Source organism: Proteus sp. CD3 (genome assembly GCF_008808075.1).
In the GTDB taxonomy this organism is placed as follows: Bacteria; Pseudomonadota; Gammaproteobacteria; order Enterobacterales; family Enterobacteriaceae; genus Proteus; species Proteus appendicitidis.
Genome location: NZ_CP019686.1, coordinates 434,101 through 454,383, shown reverse-complemented (window position 1 = coordinate 454,383; position 20,283 = coordinate 434,101). Strand labels below are relative to the sequence as shown.

The 20,283-nt window shown below is 38.2% G+C and carries 15 protein-coding genes; 4 read left to right on the top strand and 11 right to left on the bottom strand.

Features of this window, described 5'->3' with window-relative positions:
• Positions 1-3: 3 nt before the first annotated feature.
• From brnQ to phoB, 3 genes are all read right to left on the bottom strand, one after another.
• On the bottom strand, positions 4-1,341 hold the full coding sequence (gene brnQ, locus BTA34_RS01985) for a branched-chain amino acid transport system II carrier protein (RefSeq protein ID WP_151434289.1): 1,338 nt from the start codon (positions 1,339-1,341) through the stop codon (positions 4-6).
• Between the two features lie 479 nt (positions 1,342-1,820).
• Entirely contained in the window at positions 1,821-3,119 is a 1,299-nt protein-coding gene (phoR, locus tag BTA34_RS01980; RefSeq protein ID WP_151434288.1) for a phosphate regulon sensor histidine kinase PhoR, read from the bottom strand.
• A 23-nt stretch (positions 3,120-3,142) separates the two neighbouring features.
• Positions 3,143-3,832, bottom strand: a complete 690-nt coding sequence (gene phoB / locus BTA34_RS01975) for a phosphate regulon transcriptional regulator PhoB (protein WP_023580900.1) — start codon at positions 3,830-3,832, stop codon at positions 3,143-3,145.
• A gap of 221 nt (positions 3,833-4,053) precedes the next feature.
• Between phoB and sbcD the strand changes: the two genes are divergently transcribed.
• The 3 genes from sbcD to BTA34_RS01960 all read left to right on the top strand — a co-directional run bounded on the left by sbcD (position 4,054) and on the right by BTA34_RS01960 (position 9,742).
• Positions 4,054-5,283 (top strand): exonuclease subunit SbcD, encoded by a 1,230-nt coding sequence (gene sbcD / locus BTA34_RS01970; protein WP_151434287.1) that lies wholly within the window; start codon positions 4,054-4,056, stop codon positions 5,281-5,283.
• Positions 5,283-9,011, top strand: coding sequence for an AAA family ATPase (locus BTA34_RS01965; protein ID WP_151434286.1), 3,729 nt, complete (start codon positions 5,283-5,285; stop codon positions 9,009-9,011). The genes sbcD and BTA34_RS01965 overlap by 1 nt, the downstream gene beginning before the upstream one ends.
• Before the next feature lie 131 nt (positions 9,012-9,142).
• Complete coding sequence (locus tag BTA34_RS01960) at positions 9,143-9,742, top strand: nitroreductase family protein (protein ID WP_151434285.1); 600 nt, start codon at positions 9,143-9,145, stop codon at positions 9,740-9,742.
• A 146-nt stretch (positions 9,743-9,888) separates the two neighbouring features.
• Here BTA34_RS01960 and BTA34_RS01955 read toward each other — a convergent pair whose 3' ends face one another.
• From BTA34_RS01955 to BTA34_RS01930, 6 genes are all read right to left on the bottom strand, one after another.
• Positions 9,889-10,212 carry a type II toxin-antitoxin system RelE/ParE family toxin gene (locus BTA34_RS01955; protein ID WP_151434284.1) on the bottom strand — a complete coding sequence of 108 codons (324 nt, stop codon included), beginning with the start codon at positions 10,210-10,212 and terminating at the stop codon, positions 9,889-9,891.
• Positions 10,187-10,417: a ParD-like family protein gene (locus tag BTA34_RS01950; protein ID WP_004245167.1), complete on the bottom strand. Its 231-nt coding sequence runs from the start codon at positions 10,415-10,417 to the stop codon at positions 10,187-10,189. The genes BTA34_RS01955 and BTA34_RS01950 overlap by 26 nt, the downstream gene beginning before the upstream one ends.
• Before the next feature lie 322 nt (positions 10,418-10,739).
• A complete protein-coding gene (locus BTA34_RS01945) occupies positions 10,740-12,362 on the bottom strand; it encodes a bifunctional metallophosphatase/5'-nucleotidase (RefSeq protein ID WP_151434283.1) in 1,623 nt (540 codons plus the stop codon).
• 19 nt (positions 12,363-12,381) lie between these two features.
• Positions 12,382-13,158, bottom strand: coding sequence for a ribonuclease T2 family protein (locus tag BTA34_RS01940; protein WP_069368615.1), 777 nt, complete (start codon positions 13,156-13,158; stop codon positions 12,382-12,384).
• An 85-nt stretch (positions 13,159-13,243) separates the two neighbouring features.
• Positions 13,244-15,199: a bifunctional 2',3'-cyclic-nucleotide 2'-phosphodiesterase/3'-nucleotidase gene (locus tag BTA34_RS01935; RefSeq protein ID WP_151434282.1), complete on the bottom strand. Its 1,956-nt coding sequence runs from the start codon at positions 15,197-15,199 to the stop codon at positions 13,244-13,246.
• 86 nt (positions 15,200-15,285) lie between these two features.
• Entirely contained in the window at positions 15,286-16,479 is a 1,194-nt protein-coding gene (locus tag BTA34_RS01930; protein ID WP_265576151.1) for a porin, read from the bottom strand.
• Between the two features lie 1,328 nt (positions 16,480-17,807).
• Between BTA34_RS01930 and rdgC the strand changes: the two genes are divergently transcribed.
• Positions 17,808-18,716: a recombination-associated protein RdgC gene (gene rdgC, locus BTA34_RS01925; RefSeq protein WP_151434280.1), complete on the top strand. Its 909-nt coding sequence runs from the start codon at positions 17,808-17,810 to the stop codon at positions 18,714-18,716.
• 70 nt (positions 18,717-18,786) lie between these two features.
• On the opposite strand, the gene yedF is transcribed toward rdgC, so the two are convergent.
• Both yedF and yedE read right to left on the bottom strand, forming a co-directional pair.
• The gene (gene yedF / locus BTA34_RS01920; protein ID WP_006535172.1) at positions 18,787-19,029 is read right to left on the bottom strand and encodes a sulfurtransferase-like selenium metabolism protein YedF; all 243 of its coding nucleotides are present in this window, start codon (positions 19,027-19,029) and stop codon (positions 18,787-18,789) included.
• Complete coding sequence (yedE, locus tag BTA34_RS01915; RefSeq protein WP_151434279.1) at positions 19,026-20,252, bottom strand: selenium metabolism membrane protein YedE/FdhT; 1,227 nt, start codon at positions 20,250-20,252, stop codon at positions 19,026-19,028. Before yedE ends, yedF begins: the two co-directional genes overlap by 4 nt.
• Between the last annotated feature and the right edge of the window lie 31 nt (positions 20,253-20,283).

Sequence of the window (20,283 nt, the reverse complement as noted above, 5' to 3'; positions counted from 1 at the left end):
CGCTTATTTAGTCACTTTCGTCTGGAGTGCTTTTTTACTCTGAGAGCCTGCAACTTTATCGTAAATACCGCACACAACAATCGTCACCAATACGGGAATAAGCCATGCTAATCCCTGCTCACTTAATGGCAATTTAGTTGCCCACTCTGGTAATAAATGTTTCAGATAGTCAGAGGCTTTTATTGCATCAAAAATACCGAAAAATAAGCTAACCGCCATTGCCGGTGCGATAATACGACTTGGATTATTCCACAAACGTAATGTGAAACTCATTAAAATAATCACAATGCAAGGCGGATAAATCATAATCAATACAGGAATAGAAAACTCAATAAGTTTGCTTAATCCTAAGTTTGATACAACGGCTGAGAATACCGCCAAGATCAACACTAATACACGATAAGAGATAGGCAAATAACGGCTAAAAAACTCTGCACATGCACACGTTAAGCCAACAGCAGTCACCATACAGGCTAAGAAAATCAGTACGGCTAAGAAGAAGCTACCAAAATTGCCGAAAGTGTACTGAACATAAGCATGTAAAATATCAGCGCCATCTTGAGCACCCGGAATAATACTGCCACTGCTAGAGCCTAATTTAAATAAACTCAAATAGATCAGAGTTAATAATACGCCAGCAATAATTCCCGCCCACATAGTATAACGTGTTAACAGTGAGGAATTATCAATACCTCGAGAGCGAGCCGCATTAACAATAACAATACCAAAAACCATAGCGCCCAATGTATCCATGGTGAGGTAACCGTTAATAAAGCCCTGAGTCAATGCCATATCACGATAAGCATCAGTAGCCGGAATAGCACCACCAGCAGGCCAAAATATTGCAGCAATACCTAATATTGCTAATGCCAGAATTTTAATCGGTGCGAGAATATGACCAACACTGTCTAGCAATTTTCCCGGATAAAGTGAAATACCAATCACAATTAAGAAATAGACAATGCTATAAATCAGTAATGACATTTCTGTATCACCCACTAAAGGAGCAATACCTACTTTAAAAGAAACCGTTGCAGTACGAGGCGTGGCGAAAAGAGGTCCCACAGCAAGATAGGCAACAATAGCTAATAATAATCCCATTGATTTACCAATAGGGGTGCTTAATGCCTCAATACCCCCACCGACTTTTGCCAATGCGACAACCGTTAAAACAGGTAAACCAACCCCGGTGATCAAAAAGCCAATTGCAGCAGTCCAAACAAATTCGCCTGATTGTAAACCCACCATTGGAGGAAAAATAATATTGCCAGCGCCAACAAATAGGGCGAATGTCATAAACCCTAATGCCAGAATATCTCTGGAAGTTAATCTATGTGCCATAAGTTTTGTTAATATATAGTTACAATAATGGTGAAATTGCGCCAATATAGCGCAACATAAAATCAACAATATCTATTTAGACTCATGTCATCATTATTTAGGATAATATCCATATATAATCATTTCATATAGAGCAATTAAGTGCTAAATAGAAAAAATCGCCGATAACTGGTCACAAGTAAAACTTTTATAATGAAAAAAGGCAATAGCTAATCCAAAAACCAGAATAATCATCTAAACTATTTTTCAGCACTAGTTATAACTGTCATATATCATCGAATATACATGATATGATTTGTGCATTTTTCCACCAATAATATTGAATATCGGTATCATTTAAAGTTAGCATTAATTAATAATATTAAAATTTAACGCTACGATATTAGTTTTCATTGATATTAAAAAGATTAAGAAAGGGATAAAAAAGCCTCTATCACCAATTAAATACAAGTGATAAAGGCTTTAAAAAAGACATACTGTTAGTGTGTTTTTTTAGCAGTAAGCAATGTTTGAGGAAGGATAAAAGAGAACGTGCTCCCAACACCGACTTTACTTTCAATATTCAATTGAGAGTGATGATGGAGCAACGATTTTTTCACAATCGCCAAACCTAACCCAGTACCACCAGAATGACGAGAGCGAGCTTTATCAACGCGATAAAAACGCTCTGTTAGACGAGTTAAATGTTCAGCGCTGATCCCCGCCCCATTATCTGAAACACTAAATAACATGCCTTGGGGGATTTTCTTCCAACTCACGTTGATTGTTGTGCCTTCTTCAGTGTGATTAATGGCGTTATACACTAAATTAGAAACTGCACTACGCAATTGCTCTTCATTACCACGAACTGCCCACTGTTCATCAATATCAAAAACAATCTGATGTTGACCTTGGCTAAGTGAGTTCGCTTCTTGTTGTAATAAAGCCAAAATAGCAGGAATATCAACAATCTTGTTTAAATCAATATGGGGAGCAGATTCAATACGAGAAAGTTGTAAGAGTTGCTGAACAAGCGTATCCATTCGTTTAGCTTGCTCTTGCATTGTGACTATCGCCTTATGCTCTGCGGGTTTTGTTACGCTATTTTCTTCCATCATTTCAAGATAACCTTGAATAACGGTTAACGGTGTTCTTAACTCGTGACTGACATTAGCAAAAAAGTCACGTCGTGAGTTTTCTAGTTTATTTTTTTCTGTCACGTCACGCGCCACCATCAAGCGCTGATCTTCGCTATATGGCATTACACGGAATTCAACAATAGAGCCATTATTTAGTGAAATGGTTAAAGGGCGACTAAAATCGCCTGCGGTAAAATAGTGCAAAAAATCAGGATAACGTAATAAGTTAAAAATATTTTGCCCGTTATCTTCAGGCCAGCGAAAGCCTAATAAATGTTGAGCTAGGCTATTACACCAAAAAATATTCCCTTCATTTGTCATCATCACAACAGCATCGGGTAAGCTTTCGGCGCCACTTCTAAAACGTTTAATTAAATCGCCTAATTCTCTGCGTCGTTTACGATTACGTTGTTGGGTCTGTCGAATACCATAAAAAATAGGCTCCCATCCCCCTCTTCCTTCTGGAGGCAATACAGAGCGATCTAACCATAACCATTTAGATAATTTCAGCAAATTATAGGCATGCCACACAAGAGCACTGAGAAGCGATACCACCAGCAGCCAAGGAAGATGCCCAATAAAAAGCGATAATATAAAGGCAGGTAAGCAAAATAGACATAGCCCCCAAACGAGGGCTTTCCACGATAGTCGTTCTAACACCTGACGATTACTCCCATATTGACTTAGAAACGGGCAGAGAAACGATATCCCGTTCCACGTACAGTCTGTATCATTCTGTCATGGCCATCTTCTTCAATAGCCTTACGTAAACGACGAATATGCACATCAACAGTACGGTCTTCGACATAAACATTGGTTCCCCAAACGTAGTTTAGCAGTTGTTCTCTGCTGTATACGCGTTCAGGATGAGTCATAAAAAAGTGCAGGAGTTTAAATTCGGTGGGTCCCATATCAATCGGCTTATCTTGACTTGTGACACGGTGAGAAACAGGATCAAGACCGAGTCCATTGAATTCAATAATATCTTCCGCTGACATCGGTGATAAACGCCGTAAAATCGCTTTCACTCGGGCAACAAGCTCTTTAGGTGAAAACGGTTTGATAACATAATCATCAGCACCCGTTTCTAACCCTTGGACTTTATCTTCCTCTTCCCCTTTTGCCGTTAGCATAATAATGGGAATATCACGGGTATTACTTTCCCGCTTCATCTGTTTTATTACTTGCAAGCCTGATCCTCCGGGGATCATCCAATCTAATAAAACTAAATCAGGGTAAGGATCAATAAGAAAGCTCAATGCAGAATCATAGTCTTCTGCTTCAATGGGTTGAAAACCATTTTGTTCTAAAACAAAACAGATCATCTCTCGAATTGCGGTTTCATCTTCAACAACAAGAATACGCCTTGCCATACTCTATCCTGTGTAATGTATATAGAGGGTCAAAATGATTATGATGCAGTTTTATGACAGATTTATGACTAACCTTAACATTACTGAAATAGATCCCCGTTGTTAAGGTAAATAAATCACTTTTTGGTGAAGTATCACTCAAAAAAAAGGCTTATTGTTGAGTTTTCACTAAAAAAGTAAGGTGCGCTATACTCTTCATCAGATAAAAAAGAGGGATAGCAATGCGGATTATTCACACATCAGACTGGCATTTAGGGCAATATTTTTTTACTAAGACTCGAGCTAAAGAACATCAACAGTTTCTTGATTGGTTATTAGCACAAATAAAACATTACCAAGTCGATGCACTGATTGTTGCAGGTGATATTTTTGATACTGGCTCCCCTCCAAGCTATGCCCGAGAGCTTTATAACCGTTTTATCGTCGCTATTCGAGATACACAATGTCAGCTTGTTATTCTAGGTGGTAATCACGACTCTGTGGCGACACTAAATGAATCAAAATCACTCTTGGCGTGTTTAAATACGACGGTTATTGCCAATGTTCATACTGAAACACCACAAGCACCGCTAATTCTTCCTCAAAAAGATAGCACTCCGGGAGCATTGCTGTGTGCAATCCCTTATCTACGTCCTAGAGATATGATCAGCAGTAAAAGTGGGCAATCAGGTGCTGAAAAACAAACCGCCTTAAAAGAAGCGATTGCTGAATATTATCAAGCTCAATATCAAACAGCTCTCGAATTACGTCAGCAATTAAATGTCGATATTCCTATTATTGCAACAGGTCACCTCACCACAATTGGCGCGAGTGTGACAGATTCTGTCCGTGAAATTTATATCGGCACCTTAGAAGCCTTTTCAGCAACCCTATTTCCTGAATTTGACTATATTGCCCTTGGTCATATTCATCGTCCTCAAGTGGTGAATAAGTCCGGTCATATTCGTTATAGTGGCTCTCCTATTCCTTTAAGTTTTGATGAGAGTGGGCAACAGAAAAGTGTCTGCCTTATCGATTTTGAGCAAGACAAATTAACTAACCTCACATTATTACCTATCCCTGAGTTTCAATTACTACGCACGATTAGTGGTTCATTAAAAGAGATAGCTATACAACTTGAGGATTTAAAAAAACAATACGGCGAAATAGATACCACTATTTGGTTGGATATCGAAGTTTCAACACAAGATTATCTCAGTGATATACAAACCCGTATTCAAGAGCTAACTAACGATCCGCTTTTTGATGTGATCTTATTAAGAAGAGCGAGAAAACAGCGCCAAGCATTCACTCAAAATGAGAACGAAACACTGGCCGAATTAACCGTTTATGATGTTTTTGAAAGACGCTTAGAACAACATGAGTTTGATTCAGAAGAAACTAAAACTCGTTTAACAACATTATTTAAACAAGCAGTTGAAATGGCAGAAAAAGAGGATAACGAAGCATAATGAAAATCTTAAGTCTGCGATTTAAAAATATTAACTCCTTAAAAGGCGAGTGGAAGATTAACTTTAACCAAGAGCCTTTTATCAGCAATGGATTATTTGCGATTACAGGTCCTACGGGCGCGGGAAAAACCACGCTGTTAGATGCGATTAGTTTAGCGCTTTATCACCGAACTCCACGATTAGATAAAGTCACACAATCACAAAATGAGTTAATGACACGCCACACCGCGGAGTGTTTGGCTGAAGTTGAATTTGAAGTTAAAGGTGTGGCTTATCGAGCATTTTGGGAACAACGTCGAGCTAATTATAAAGAAGATGGCAACCTTCAAGCACCGCAGGCAGAACTGGTTAAAATCAATACCACAGGAGGCGAAGACAAAATATTAGCAAGCAAGATAAGCCAAGTGAAAGAGATGATCATTAATATCACTGGTCTTGATTTTGATCGTTTCACTAAATCTATGTTGCTTTCCCAAGGGCAATTTGCGGCTTTTTTAAATGCAGATGATAAATCTCGCGCTGAATTACTCGAAGAACTCACTGGCACAGATATTTATCGTCATATTTCTCAGTCTATCTTTAAACATTGGCGAGAAGAAGAACAAGCATTAAAAACACTAAAACAGCAAGCCGAAACGATGGCGTTATTAGATGAAAATGCTCGCCAAGCTCTATTAACTGAACAAACGGATCTTTTTGCCAAAGAGAGTTTATTACAAAAAGAACAACAGGAATATCAAGCAGCAAAACAGTGGCAAGAAAAAGAAATAGAACTCAATAAAAATAAAGCATTAGCACAAAATGAGGTTAATTTAGCACAGGAAGCATTAGTTTCTGCTAAACCTGATATTCAACGTCTTGAAAATAGTGAACCAGCAGAAAAAATTCGCCCAATTTACGATGAAAAAAATCGTCTATTAAAAGAACAAACCTATATTGAGTCACAACTCTCAACACTAACAGCGGAAAAACAGCTTATTGAACAACAGAGCCAACCTATTAATCAGCATTTAGTCGAGGCTCGAAATACATTTAAACAACACGATGAGAAAAAACAGCAAACCTTGCAGCTTATACGTGAAAAAGTCGCGCCATTGGATAATCAGTTAATCTTGCTACAACAAGATATTTCAGTAAAAACACAGCAAAAAAATACGCTAGAAAAAACGCAATCAGAATATCTGGAAAAAATACAGTTAACAGAAGCCAAATTAGCGGGATCACAAAAGCAATTTAATGAATTAAATGAATATTTAAATCAGCATACTGCTCATGCTCAACTTGCTGAAAATTTACCATTATGGCAGCGTTATTTTGAGCAATATGATGAAATTACAGAGAAATATCGAATTAGTCAGAAAAGTGAAAAAGCAGAACAAGAAAAAGAATGCTTACTTAAACTCGAATTAGAAAAAGCAACGAAAACGCTAGAAGCTCAACAGCACACGCTTAATTTACAGCAACAACAATTAAGCGAATTACAAACGCAACTTGAGCAGCAAAATAAAGCGGATGCTATTGCAGATATTCCTCATCGTTCACAACAAATTTCACAACAAAGAAATGCTCTCACAAAACTAATGGGAGTACAGGCTCAATTACAGCGCGCTATAAAAACTGAACATCAGTACCAACAAACGCAGTCAGATAATCAGCAAAAAATAGCCATGCTGACTGAAAATATTCACAAAAATGACACCGTTTTAAAAGAGAAAGAACAACACCTTAAAGACTTAAACGATAATTATCTGCTAATAAGAAAGTTAGCGGAATATGAAGAAGAGAGACAACGTTTAGTTAAAGACAACCCATGTCCTGTTTGTGGTTCAACTGAGCATCCTTATGTTGAAAAATATAAAGAAATTCAAACTGATGAAACAAAATCACGTTTAGATAACTTAACACAGCAAGTGCATGCATTAACAATAACGTTAGTGGAACAAAAAACACAGTGTGCTAGTTTTCAAGTTCAAAACGAAAAATTAAGTCGCGATCTTGAGCAGTTAACACAAGATATTGCGTCATTAAAACAGCAATGGCAGATTTTAGCTCAAACTTACGCATTACCAGATGTTGACTGTGAAGAAACGGCTTTAACTCAATTAGATTCAACCCTTGAGAAAGAAGATAATTTACTGACACAAAAACGAATTAGTTATCAACAATTAGAAGTCAAAATTCAGCAAGAATACAAGTTGCTATCTGATGCCAAAGAGCAATTTAATCAACAACAGCAAGCGATCCTTCATCAACAAAATGAATTTGCGCAACAACAGAAAGAAGTTTCCAATAAACAACAACAAACAGCGCAATATCTTCAACAACAAGCCCTATTAACGCAGGATCTGCAATCTCTTGTTAAACAACAAGGTTATGAATTACAAGAATTTGAAGACAAAATTCAATGGCTTACTGCACGTAAAAAAGAGAGCCAACAATATCAATCAACCTTAAAAACACATCACGAATTACAACAAACAATCCGCGAATTGTTATTAACGCAAGAAGAGAGAAAACGCTATTTATCTGAAACTCAAAAAGAACTTGATACTGTTTTGATCCAGTTACAACAACTGTATCAGCAACAAGAACAACTAAAAGCACAGCGCCAAGCTTTATTCGGGATACAAACCACCGAAGATGCACGTAATGAGTTAGATAAACAGAGCCAGTTGTTACAAAAACAAATTGAGCAATATAGCGAAGAGAAAAACCGACTCGAAGTCCGTTTAAATCAGCTTATTGGTCAATATCAGGAAAATGAAAAATCGCGACAACGGTTGCAAACACGCTCACAAGACATTATTGAACAATATCAATATGCGTTAAAAAATAGCCCGTTTACTGACGAAAATGCATTTTTAGCCTCTCTGTTATCCGTCGAGGAAAGAAATCGCTTACAAGAGCAACAAAAACAACGGCTTGATAAGTTGTTGCAAGAGAAAACGCGTCTAGATACACAAGAAAAGGCATATCAACAACACTTGCTACAACAACCTTTGTTATCAACGAAGCAAAATATTGAACAAATCACGGCACATTTATTGGCACTAGAAACACAGCTAGTGCATACACAAGAAACCAAGTTTCGTCTTCAAGAGCAACTGCGTACAGATGAAGAAAAACGTAAAGAACAACAAACCTTGCTCGACAAAATAACGAAACAGCAATCTCAGTTTGATGATTGGAGCTATTTAAATGAATTGGTGGGATCTGCATCAGGAGATAAATTCAGCCGTTTTGCCCAAGGTTTAACGCTTGATCATCTAATTTATTTAGCCAACCGTCGTTTAGAAAAGCTTCATGGACGTTATTTCTTGCAACGCAAAACACCAGCAAGCCTTGAACTACAAATTGCCGACACATGGCAAGCTGATGCTTTGCGGGATACTCGCACGCTCTCTGGTGGTGAAAGTTTCTTAGTCAGTTTATCGCTCGCTTTAGCGCTGTCGGATTTGGTCAGTAACAAAACACAAATCGAATCACTCTTTCTAGATGAAGGCTTTGGCACATTAGATCCTGATACCTTAGATATTGCATTAGATGCTCTCGATAGCCTTAATGCATCTGGAAAAATTATTGGTGTAATTAGTCACGTAGAAGCCATGAAAGAGCGCATTCCAGTGCAAATTAAAGTGAAGAAAGCCGGAGGCGTTGGCATTAGCCAGCTTGCTCCTGAGTTTAGATATGTAGATAAACAGAATTTAAATCAAGTAGTTAAAAACTAGGTCGAATATTTTGACGTAGCTGATTAAATTTTTTATATATCAATAAATCACGACTAAGCCCTATAGTATATCCATAGATTAGCCCAAGCTAAGACACGCTTTAAGCGCTTAAATTTATCAAGGAGACAATCATGTCTAACGCATTTACTGATTTAATGAAAAAACGTAGAACAATTTATCATTTAGGTAATCAACTTCCAATTAGCGAAGACAGAGTCACTGCAGTTATCAAAGAAGCGGTTAAAGAAAGCCCTACAGCATTTAACTCACAAACATCTCGCGTTGTGGTTCTGTTTGGTGAACAACACCAAAAACTATGGGGTATCGTGAAAAATACCCTGAAAAAATTAGTCCCCGCAGAAGCGTTTAGTGCAACTGAAGCTAAAATTGATAGCTTTGCAGCAGGCGCAGGTTCAATTCTGTATTTTGAAGACACCGATATCGTAAAAGGTCTTCAAGAGCAATTCCCACTGTATGCGGATAACTTCCCTGTATGGTCAGAGCAAGCAAGTGGTATGGCACAACTTTCTGTTTGGACTGCATTAGCAGCAGAGAACGTAGGTGCTTCATTACAACACTACAACCCAATTATTGATGACGAAGTTCATGCAACTTGGGATCTGCCAAAAACATGGAAATTAAGAGCGCAAATGGTCTTTGGTTCAATTGAACAAGAGGCTGGCGAAAAGAATTATATGGAAGATGATGCACGCTTTAAAATCTTCAAATAAGAGTTAGAACAGACATCTGACAAAAGACCCTAGCAATAAGTAATACCCTCTTTCTTTACTTTCATTCCTTGCCCACAGCCACTGTGGGCTTTTTTTTATTACATATCCATAAAAAAGAGTGGTGACCTTATGCCACCACTCTTTTATTACTTAATCAGTTTCAGATCAGCCTTTCGCTGTTTTTTCTGAGCATCATAGAAATTTTCATGGGAACTGATATGCAGTAAATACAGTTCAACTTTGTTGGCGACCCATGAATAGCCGAGTAGTACAGTCAGCTCATTAAGCCTAAATTTGTGTACTCTGAGATAAGCAAGATCGCCTTTTTTCTGTTCACCAATCAATGGATTATCAATTATTTGATCAATTTCATCTTCAATAATTTTCACATCTGATTCAGGCAACTTTTTCATTGCCTTTTCAAATCGAGCTGACTGATAAACATCAATCTCTTTTTGTGGTTCGGACATATCGAGAAACCTTTTTGTTTTCGACTTCCGCCTGTGCCAGTAACAATTCTTCGATAAAGCTATATGGCAGATCAGGGTTATCTTCAGCTATACGCCCTATTTTAGCCCAGTGTTCAATTTGTTTAGGAACACTTCTGCTTTTCGCTTCCGCATGAATTTTAGCATCAGACACAAAGTCTTCATCTAATCTTACGGAAATAGCCATTACTTACACTCCAAGCCTCACGGCAGTTATAACTTTAGAACTTGATAACATTAAAATGTTATAAGTTTAGATCTTTATAATGACGACAAAATGCAATCTTTTGTCGCAAAAATACACAATACACCACAAATTACTCCTTGTAAAGGCGTTGACTCTTATGTTTATTCCCGCACATTGGCGAATAAAAAATATAAAAAAAGAGCAAAGTGCGTAATGAATACAAAGGTAGGGATGGACCCTTTGTGTTCAACACTTTGCTCTCTTTATTTATTTACGCACCTCCCGTAAGAGGTGCGATTTTCACAAGGCGTATGAAAATACGTTATTTACGTGTGATGTTATTCGCTTTTGGTTGAGCAACAGGAGATTGCTCAGCAAAGTATTTCACGACTGCATCAACATCTGGCACGCTGTAAACTGGATCTTTACCTTCTTTCAGTACAGAGAAGTTACTACCACCCGTTGCTAAGTATTCGTTAGCCACAACACGGTAATTCGCTTTCATATCTACTGGTTTGCCATCAATTTTCATTGATTCAACGATAACACGGTTACCATTAGATGCTTTGCTATCCCATGTGTACTGGAAGTTACCTGAAATCGCTAACACTTGTGGACGTGAACGATCCCATTGTTGCTCTAACAGGCGTTTGATTTGCTCACCGGTTAATGTTTGAGTTAACAGTACGTTAGAGAATGGCTGTACAGTGTAGATTGCGTTATAAGAAACGTCGCCACCTGTCATATCAGCACGAATACCACCGCTGTTCATAAATGCGATTTGTGCGCCACCCATATCTTTTGGTTTTGCAGTGTATAAATGCGCATCAGCAATCACTTGACCCAGTGCAGACTCACCCGCGTCGTTAGTTTGCTTAGTTAAATTACCTTCTAACTTACCGATAATGCGGTTAGCTAATGGAGTTGCGATTTTTTCGTAAGCTTCTAACAGTTTGGTAACGGCTGGATCTTTTTCATATTTGCGGTTATCAACCCAAATATTACGTGCTTCAACATCAACAACATCTTTTGTTGTTTTGTCTAATTTCAGGTCGATACGCGTTAACATTGCACCATTTGATTGTGCTGATGTCACTGAACGTCCGTTAATTGTACAGTTGTAAGCTTGGTGAGTGTGACCTGTTACAACGAAATCAATCGCTGGATCTAATTGCTCAACAACACCCAGAACTTTACCCGTAATACCATTACATGCGTTGATATTCACAGGACCACCGTCACGACGTTGTGCAGCACCTTCGTGAATTAATACACCAATCGCTTGAACACCTTGTGCTTTTAACTGAGGCACTAATGCATTGATGGTTTTTGCTTCGTTATGGAAGCTTAAACCTTCAGTACCTTTAGGCGTTACGATTGCAGCAGTACCTTCTAAAGTGACACCAATAAAGGCAACAGGGATACCGTTAAATTCTTTGATAACATATTCAGGGAATAACGTTTTGCCTGTTTCATTAACAGTTACGTTTGCTGATAAGTATTGGAAATCAGCCCCTTTAAATTCAGTTGGACCTTGGCAACCTGTCACTGGGTGGCAGCCACCGTTTTGCTTACGCAGTAACTCGCCCATGCCTTTATCAAATTCGTGGTTACCCACAGAAGTTGCTTCTAAGCCTGCTAATGATAATGCTTCGATAGAAGGCTCATCATGGAACATTGAAGATAACAGAGGGCTTGCACCGACCATGTCACCCGCGGCAACAACGATGTTGTTCGGGTTATCTTTCTTCATTTCTTTGATTAATGTTGCCATATGCTCGATGCCACCAGGTTTGTTTGGACCTGGCGCTTTTAGCGCACCGTGGAAGTCGTTCATTGCGATAACACGCACATCAACAACATTAGCTTCGTCGTAGTTCTTTGCACAACCCGCTAATAAGACAGAGCTTACCGCTAGTGCAACGAGTTTATATTTATGGTTCATTTAAAATTTATCCCTAAGATCAAAATTCACGTTTCGGACAATCAATTACTTCGAAATCTTTGCTATAACAGATATAGAATTCATCTCGATTAATTTGAATTTCTTTATCCTTCAGTGATGGATTGTGTTCTTTTAAGAACTTAATCAATGCACTGTTTGAAGGACGGCCTTCTGGTAATACTAACGCTTCATACAACTCTTTTTGTTTACCAAAGAATGCATCTGGTGTATCAAAAGCACACACACCATGTTTTTCCCACTCACCTTGCAGTAAGTCGATACCCGGAGAATCACACAGATAAGGTTTGATAGCAGAGTATTCTAAAGGTGGTAAATCGCCTTTACATAGACGAGGATGCTTGCGTATGTCTTTCCAATCACGGCACTCTTCCCATGATTTACCATCACAGGTTTCAGCCCACAGCCCATGAACTATCCAGCCAAATTTGTTATCAGAGAAACACTGGATTTCAAATTTATCGTACTCACGTTTTGCACGATCTTTTTCATTATCGTTATTTAAACGTTTAATGTTATTACTTTTATAATCACAAAAAGCCGGTGAGTAGTTAATCGCTAACTTAAAGTAATCTGTCGATGCTGTGCTATTTTGACCATAGCGATCATTAGAAGCAATGTAGTCGTAAGGTGCTGTTGGCGCATCAGGCAAAATACAAGATACGCCTTCAACTAATTTAGCTTGAGGTTTTAATGGTTCTGTAATTTCAGGTGCTTGCGTTGCACATCCTGCTAGCACTAAAGCAAAAGCTGCAGGTAATAGCTTCATAAAGCGCATAAAATCCCCTTAAAGAGCAATAAGTTTTACTCTCTTGGTTCAAAAAGGTAAGAAAAACCTGCCCTGAATGGGCAGGCTTAATAGCTTATTTCTTCTCAGTTAAATCAATTTTGTAAATTGCAAAACCGATTTCATCATTTTCCACAAAGGTCATTGGATATTGAGAGAAATCTTTAATAAATGCAGCCGCTTTTTCACTTGGAGAAGTTTCAAAACGTACATCTAATGCTTTGTCAGTCTTAATAGGTAAGAATGACCAGTTGTTAGCAGCTTTAGTTGCAACTTCGCCTTTTTCTTTCGTTTGTTTAGCAATGTAAGAAGCTAAGATTGCACGGTTTTCATCTGGAGATGCAAACGCAATATTGGCTTCACCAGTACCTGCAAACTTACCGCCGTATCCACGATAGTTATTGGTTGCGATCAGGAATGTTGCTTTAGGATCGATTGGTTTGCCTTCATAAGTCACTTCTTTGATACGGTTCGCATCTTTATTAACGACTTGGCAATCAACGTCATATTTAGCTGGTTGAGTTAAGTCAACTTTATAGTTCACACCACTAATAGTGTCGAAGTTATAAGTACGGAAACCATCCCAGTTGATCAGTTCTTGTGGTTTAGTTGAGTTAGGATCAACTTGGTTCCACATACCTGCTGAACATTCTAACCACTCAACAACATCAGCACCGGTCGCTTTAACAACCACTAATGTGTTTGGATACAGATATAAGTCTGCCGCGTTACGGAATGTTAAGTCACCTTTTTCAACTTCGACGAAGTCTGCTGGTGCATTTTTACGACCACCCGCTTTAAATGGCGCAGCTGCACCTAATACTGGCAAACCGTCTAAGTTCGGATCACCTTGAATAAAGTGTTTGGTGTAATCAACTTGTGCATCATTCACGATTTGTACAGTTGGATCGCTTTGTACTAATGCTAAGAAGCTGTACATGTTGGCAGAAGCTTTACCAATGTGTTTACCCACGAAATCACGAGTACCTTGGTGTGCTTTTTCGATGATTTGCGCTAACTCAGCATCACGTTCAACTAATGCTTTTTTGTTTGCTTTATCAAAGATAGGACGCGCTTCACCTGTTGCTTGTGTCATCACCCATTTACCGCTGTCGTTGTTGATAACCATATCAACGACACCTAAGTGATCACCCCATTGGCCAGGCATAACAGCAGGAACGCCATTTACAGTACCTTTAGCAACATCAACACCTTTAATGCCTTCAAATTCTTTGCTTGGGAATACGCCATGAGCGTGACCAAACATAATTGCATTGATGCCTTCAACTTCACTTAAATAATAAACAGAGTTTTCAGCCATTGCTTTGTACGGCTCTGACGCAAAACCAGAGTGAGGAATAGCCACAATTAGGTCAGCACCCTCTTTTTTCATTTGAGGGACGAATTTTTTCGCTGTTTCTGTAATATCGTTTACAACGACCTTACCATCCAGATTGGCTTTATCCCAGATTAAGATCTGTGGTGGAACGAAGCCGATATAACCAATCTTGATAGTGTGTTCTTTACCATCACGATCTTTTACTGGTGTATCAACAATGATATAAGGTGTGAAATAGTTTTTGCCTGTTTTCGCATCCATCACGTTGGCGTTGATGTAAGGGAATTTAGCACCGGCAATGGCTTTTTTCAGGTAATCTAAACCATAGTTAAATTCATGGTTACCAAAGTTACCTACTGTGTAGCCCATGGTGTTCATCAGCTGGTGAGCTGGATGAGATTCGCCTTTTTCTAAGCCTTTAGCTGCTTGATAGTCAGCCAGCGGGCTACCTTGGATCAAGTCGCCGTTATCAACTAAAATCGCATTGGTTGCTTCAGCTTTTGCTGCTTTAATTAAATTAGCAGTACGGACATAACCAAACTGTTCTGTTGGTTTGTCTTTGAAGTAGTCAAAGTCGATTAAGTTACTGTGAACATCAGACGTCTCCATAATACGAAGATCGACTGTCGCAGCATTCACGTTGAATGCGACAAACATTGCTAATGTTGAAATTTTCAACACATTCTTAACCATTACACACCCCTTATATATTGGTTAACAGGAGAGCGAAATCGCTCTCCTTTGGTTACTTCTATCAAACGGTAATGCTTTTGTCAGGACTAGAAGTACAGACGCATACCAGTTTCGAAGATATATTGTTTTTTATCTTCATATTTCGGGTTTTCGCTACGTGCATCATCATATGCAACTTCAGCGAATAAACGTAAGTTGTTGTATTTAGATACAGCAAAACGTTTATCTACACCCATAGTATAGGTTTCTTTTTTGTAGTTGAATGTATTGGCATCGCCATCACGCAGGTAGTAACCCGCATACATACCACTTTCGATACGATCCCAGTGCCATTTCACACCAACACCATATAAATCTGCTTTCCAGTCGCCTTTAACAGAGTTCCAGCCACGAGGAGCTTGGTCTGAATACAGCGCTAAACCTGGGTTTTTACCACGAGATTGACCATAGTCTAAACCGATAGAGAATTCACGACCTGGGAAGAAGTATTCAGCACCAAAAGCTAAAATACTGTTTTCAGGTGTTTTATCTTTATTTGGTCCAGTATTGTTTGCTTCACCTTTAGCTGCTGAATAACCCGCATCAAACTCTAAGCCGAAAGTTGATTTATAGAAACCAACTAATGAGTAAGCACGAGTGATATCACCAGCAACACGACGACCATCATCACCTGTTTTACCGGTTACAGTACCAGCTAATTTAAAGCCTTCGTAACGGTTAGTTTCTAAGAAAATAGTTTGTGGTAAACGGGTCATAAAGTTATTTTTACCGACACCGTTGGTATTTACATATTTACCATTAACACTAGTTTCACCACCAGAATAACCTACTGAGCGACCTAATACATCGCTAAAGTAGAACACACCAGTGTTACCATAGCCGTAGCTTGATTTTTTCACCCAGTCGATTGGAATATAAGTACGACCAAACTGGATTTGACCATAATCACGGTGAGAGAAACCGACATAACCCACACGGTTGTACATTTCAAAGTTTGATTTAGGGTTGTCACTGTTTGTTTTTTGAGTGTCTGAACCCCACTCTAATTTACCAAATACTTTGATATCGTTAGTCAGTTCATGCGAGCCAAAGAAACCGATACGGCTACCATCATCCGTCATTTTCATTTCGTGATTTTGGCTAGTCACTTGTGTTTTTAAACGGAACTGACCATTTACATCAAAACGTGTACCTTTATCGTTATACACGTTTACCGCGTTTGCCGATCCAGAAAGAACCAACAAACCAACCAGTGCTGCTAGAGGCTTCAAGCTTTTCATGATTAAAATACCCATCTATTTTCTATAGTTTTATGACTTTCTTTAAGGTCAAAAATAATACCGCCGTATATAGTTGACCTGAGATTCAGACAAAAGATCTCTGCCACGAATTTCGAAAAAGAAAATCGCTCTCACAATTGATAATTTTTATAGCTACTAATTATGACTCTACAAAATCTTCTTAAAGGTTTTAATTTCCTTGACACAGACGTAATCACCAATAAGACACAAAAATAATATCCTCATTATATTTAAATAAGGGCATTGCTTTTATTTCTGTTAGGAAAAGAAATAGGTTGTTGAGTTTTCGAAGGCATGTTACTCAAAAAAAAGCCCTGCTTTCGTGATGTAGCCCACAATTACACCAATGTGCATTTTCATGGTTACATGCCCAAGTGATAGGTATCACAATTAAAGGTAAAGATACGTGTTTTTTGAACTTAATCAACTTTTAAAAAATAGCATTTTTAGATTTTTCTTTTATATTTCATTTCTTTATAAGACTCTTTTTTTTGCTAATAAAAAATTTATCCCCCTATTTAATATATTTAAAAGGAAGTATTAATTTTAACCACTAAATAAATAACACTAAAGATTTAAATATTGTTATTCCTAATTAATAATTTTTTATCTTTATATTTATTTCTTATTTAAATAAAGGCAAAGTCGAATTTAAATACAATTTAACTAGTGGTAACGAGTAACACGCCATCATAAAAAGAATAATTATCTGTAAATATTAAAAAGAGGAGCACAAGAATGCTATTCAATCACAATATCTAATCAATACGTACAAGTAACAACAAAACCCAATGAAACATTATAAAATCTAAACTATTACAATGGTTAATATAAAAAGCCCAATTGTGCTCTTTTAACAATATTTGAAAAAAAAAGATCAATATTTGTGATCTTAATCACTTCGTTAAGTGTGAAAAACCCACCCCTACATTTTCCTTATTTTGTGATAATAATCACAATAGAGCGTCAAGAATATTTTTGTTTTGTAAATTAATGCAGGGATAAATCTGAAAGTGATTTCAGTTTGTAAACAAAAAACAGTGTGAAAATAAAATCTTGTGATTATTGTCACATAATGACTTGTGCTAAAAATCATGTTATTTCATTATCAATATTCTTAATCAATTTAATTTAAATAAGAATAACACGCATTATCATAGAGTAGATTTACTAATTATTCGTTTCAGCTTTTTTTATCTTTTTATTCAATAACACCATATAGATTTTCTTTTAAGGGATATTACCTTTTAGATACCCTAAACATTCAGTATCATATTGCGGTAAATAATGATTAAGGGGAATGTCAGATGCTGTGGTTTAAAAATATTTTGGTCTATCGCTTAAATAAAGAGATAGCGCTGTCAATGGATGAGTTAGAACAACAGCTTGCTTCATTGGCATTCACACCTTGTAGCAGCCAAGATATGACCAAAACAGGTTGGGTTTCGCCAATGGGTGATCGCGGTGAAGCGCTTATCCATGTTGCTGGCAAGCAAGTGATGATCTGCGCCCGAAAAGAAGACAAAATCCTACCTGCCACTGTAATTAAAAATGCCTTACAAGATAAAGTTGAAAAGCTTGAAGGTGAACAAGGGCGCAAACTGAAAAAAACAGAGAAAGCGACTCTAAAAGATGAAGTTGTGCATACTTTGCTTCCTCGGGCTTTTAGTAAATTTTCACAAACGTTTATTTGGCTCGATTTAGAAAAACAACTCGTTATTGTTGATTCAGGCAGCGCAAAACGTGCCGAAGACAATCTAGCATTATTACGTAAAACCTTAGGTTCGTTACCGGTTGTTCCTTTGAACTTTAATGAATCCGTTGAATTAAAAATGACGGAGTGGGTACGCTCTGGAGAACTCCCTGCTGGTTTTACCTTGATGGATGAAGCAGAACTAAAAGCGGTACTAGATGAAGGTGGCGTGATTCGTTGTAAGAAACAAGAATTAGTTTCTGATGAAATTGCGACACATATAGAAGCGGGTAAATTTGTTACCAAACTCTCTGTAGATTGGGAAGATCGCCTGCAATTTATGCTTTGTGATGACGGTTCTATCAAACGCATTAAATTTAGTGAAACTTTACGTGAGCAAAATGATGATATCGATAAAGCCGATTTTGCCCAACGTTTTGATGCCGACTTTATTTTAATGACCGGTGAACTCAGCGCTTTAATTGAACGCGTCACCGAAGTCTTAGGTGGCGAAGCAGAGTAATAATGTTATTCAAGAAAACAGCCTATCATTCTCATGTATAGGCTGTTTTTTATTTAATGAAAAATAAAGATTATTTTTGAATTAAATAACGAATAGTCGGACCATCTTGTTGAATATCTAACACGGTATAACCGTAGTTTTTAGCATCAAGTGGAATATTGTTGATTGATTGAGGGCAATCACTGACCACTTCTAAAATCTCGCCTTTTTTCAGTGATGGCATAGCTTCAAGCGTTGCCACCGCAGGGTAAGGACAAGGTTCACCGACCATATCTAGACGATAATCAGGAATAATGGTGTCTTTCTGGCTCATGCGATTTCCTTATTAATCTGGGTTGAAATAGAGTGTGCTTGTTGTGCTTTTTTACGAAAGAAATGTTTCTCCCACCAAAGCAGCAACACAAATGACAGACCCAACATCAGATATGTCACACCTAATCCACCTACTGGTCCAAAAGTATCAAGTAAATTAATTTTGTCATAATCGGTCGCTAAGATGGCTGAAAAATCATCCCAGTAATAAGCGAGTAACGTCGAACCAATGACATTACCTAATCCTACCCACCAAAAATGAATTTGCCCTTCAACAGCGCGATACATCCAGCCGGTTTCACAACCGCCCGCAAGCACAATACCAAAACCAAACAATAAACCACCCACAACCGCATTAGGTCCCGCCCACATAATTTTAGGTGATGCACCTAATTGGACATAGCTAAAGATCCCAATGGCACTCACCGCCATACCGATGATAATCGCTTTTGCCATATGGGTTCTGCCTGTTATCCATAAGTCACGGAAAGCAGAAGTAAAACAGATTTGCGCACGTTCAATTAAAATACCAAAACCAATACCGCCTAGCATGGCGAAGCCCAGTTTTGGTGAATCAAACAGAATAATTAAAGACCACGCAATCATGGCAAAAAAGATAACCATTCCCAATCTAAAGCGACGTTTCGCACGTTGTTTATCTTGAGTAATAGGTGAAGCTTGGCTGACTTTTTGCAGTTTTACTGGAATACGGAACAGAGGCATCAATGATAACTTGGCACCAAAGTAAGAACCGATTGCCGTTGCAACGGCAAAGAACCATGCATGTAAAGAGAACTGAGGAATACCCGTAAAGAAGGCAGCAAGGTTACAACCCATTGCTAGACGAGCACCAAAACCTGCGATGATCCCACCTAGAACAGCTTGAAGAATACGAATTTTATGTTGAGGATGACGAAGTTTGACGTTGTTGGCCCAAAGAGCTGCCATAATACAACCGCCAAACATCCCGATAATCATCACACCATCAATACGCGTTAATGGCGTACCTTCAAGACCGATAATTTTAAAGTAACCCCATTCTTCAGGGTGAGCGCCAAACCATTGCATAACGTGACCACCCCAGCGAGTAAACTCACCAGTGACAGCCCAAAAAGTACCCGTTAAACCAAAATAGTAAGTTGATAAAATACCTGCCGCAATGACTGCTGGAAGAGGCTTCCAAAAACGGATCAGGTATTGAGATTTAAATTCTGACCAAGACATGTTTTTTCCTAGAGCTTACCTCTACGAGAGA

Excerpts from the sequence above, each read along its gene's own strand:
- BTA34_RS01940 (WP_069368615.1), bottom strand. The coding sequence starts at position 13,158 with ATGCGCTTTATGAAGCTATTACCTGCAGCTTTTGCTTTAGTGCTAGCA.
- sbcD (WP_151434287.1), top strand. The coding sequence starts at position 4,054 with ATGCGGATTATTCACACATCAGACTGGCATTTAGGGCAATATTTTTTT.
- BTA34_RS01965 (WP_151434286.1), top strand. The coding sequence starts at position 5,283 with ATGAAAATCTTAAGTCTGCGATTTAAAAATATTAACTCCTTAAAAGGC.
- phoB (WP_023580900.1), bottom strand. The coding sequence starts at position 3,832 with ATGGCAAGGCGTATTCTTGTTGTTGAAGATGAAACCGCAATTCGAGAG.
- BTA34_RS01950 (WP_004245167.1), bottom strand. The coding sequence starts at position 10,417 with ATGGCTATTTCCGTAAGATTAGATGAAGACTTTGTGTCTGATGCTAAA.
- BTA34_RS01945 (WP_151434283.1), bottom strand. The coding sequence starts at position 12,362 with ATGAACCATAAATATAAACTCGTTGCACTAGCGGTAAGCTCTGTCTTA.
- rdgC (WP_151434280.1), top strand. The coding sequence starts at position 17,808 with ATGCTGTGGTTTAAAAATATTTTGGTCTATCGCTTAAATAAAGAGATA.
- brnQ (WP_151434289.1), bottom strand. The coding sequence starts at position 1,341 with ATGGCACATAGATTAACTTCCAGAGATATTCTGGCATTAGGGTTTATG.
- BTA34_RS01930 (WP_265576151.1), bottom strand. The coding sequence starts at position 16,479 with ATGAAAAGCTTGAAGCCTCTAGCAGCACTGGTTGGTTTGTTGGTTCTT.
- yedF (WP_006535172.1), bottom strand. The coding sequence starts at position 19,029 with ATGAGCCAGAAAGACACCATTATTCCTGATTATCGTCTAGATATGGTC.
- BTA34_RS01955 (WP_151434284.1), bottom strand. The coding sequence starts at position 10,212 with ATGTCCGAACCACAAAAAGAGATTGATGTTTATCAGTCAGCTCGATTT.
- BTA34_RS01960 (WP_151434285.1), top strand. The coding sequence starts at position 9,143 with ATGTCTAACGCATTTACTGATTTAATGAAAAAACGTAGAACAATTTAT.
- yedE (WP_151434279.1), bottom strand. The coding sequence starts at position 20,252 with ATGTCTTGGTCAGAATTTAAATCTCAATACCTGATCCGTTTTTGGAAG.
- BTA34_RS01935 (WP_151434282.1), bottom strand. The coding sequence starts at position 15,199 with ATGGTTAAGAATGTGTTGAAAATTTCAACATTAGCAATGTTTGTCGCA.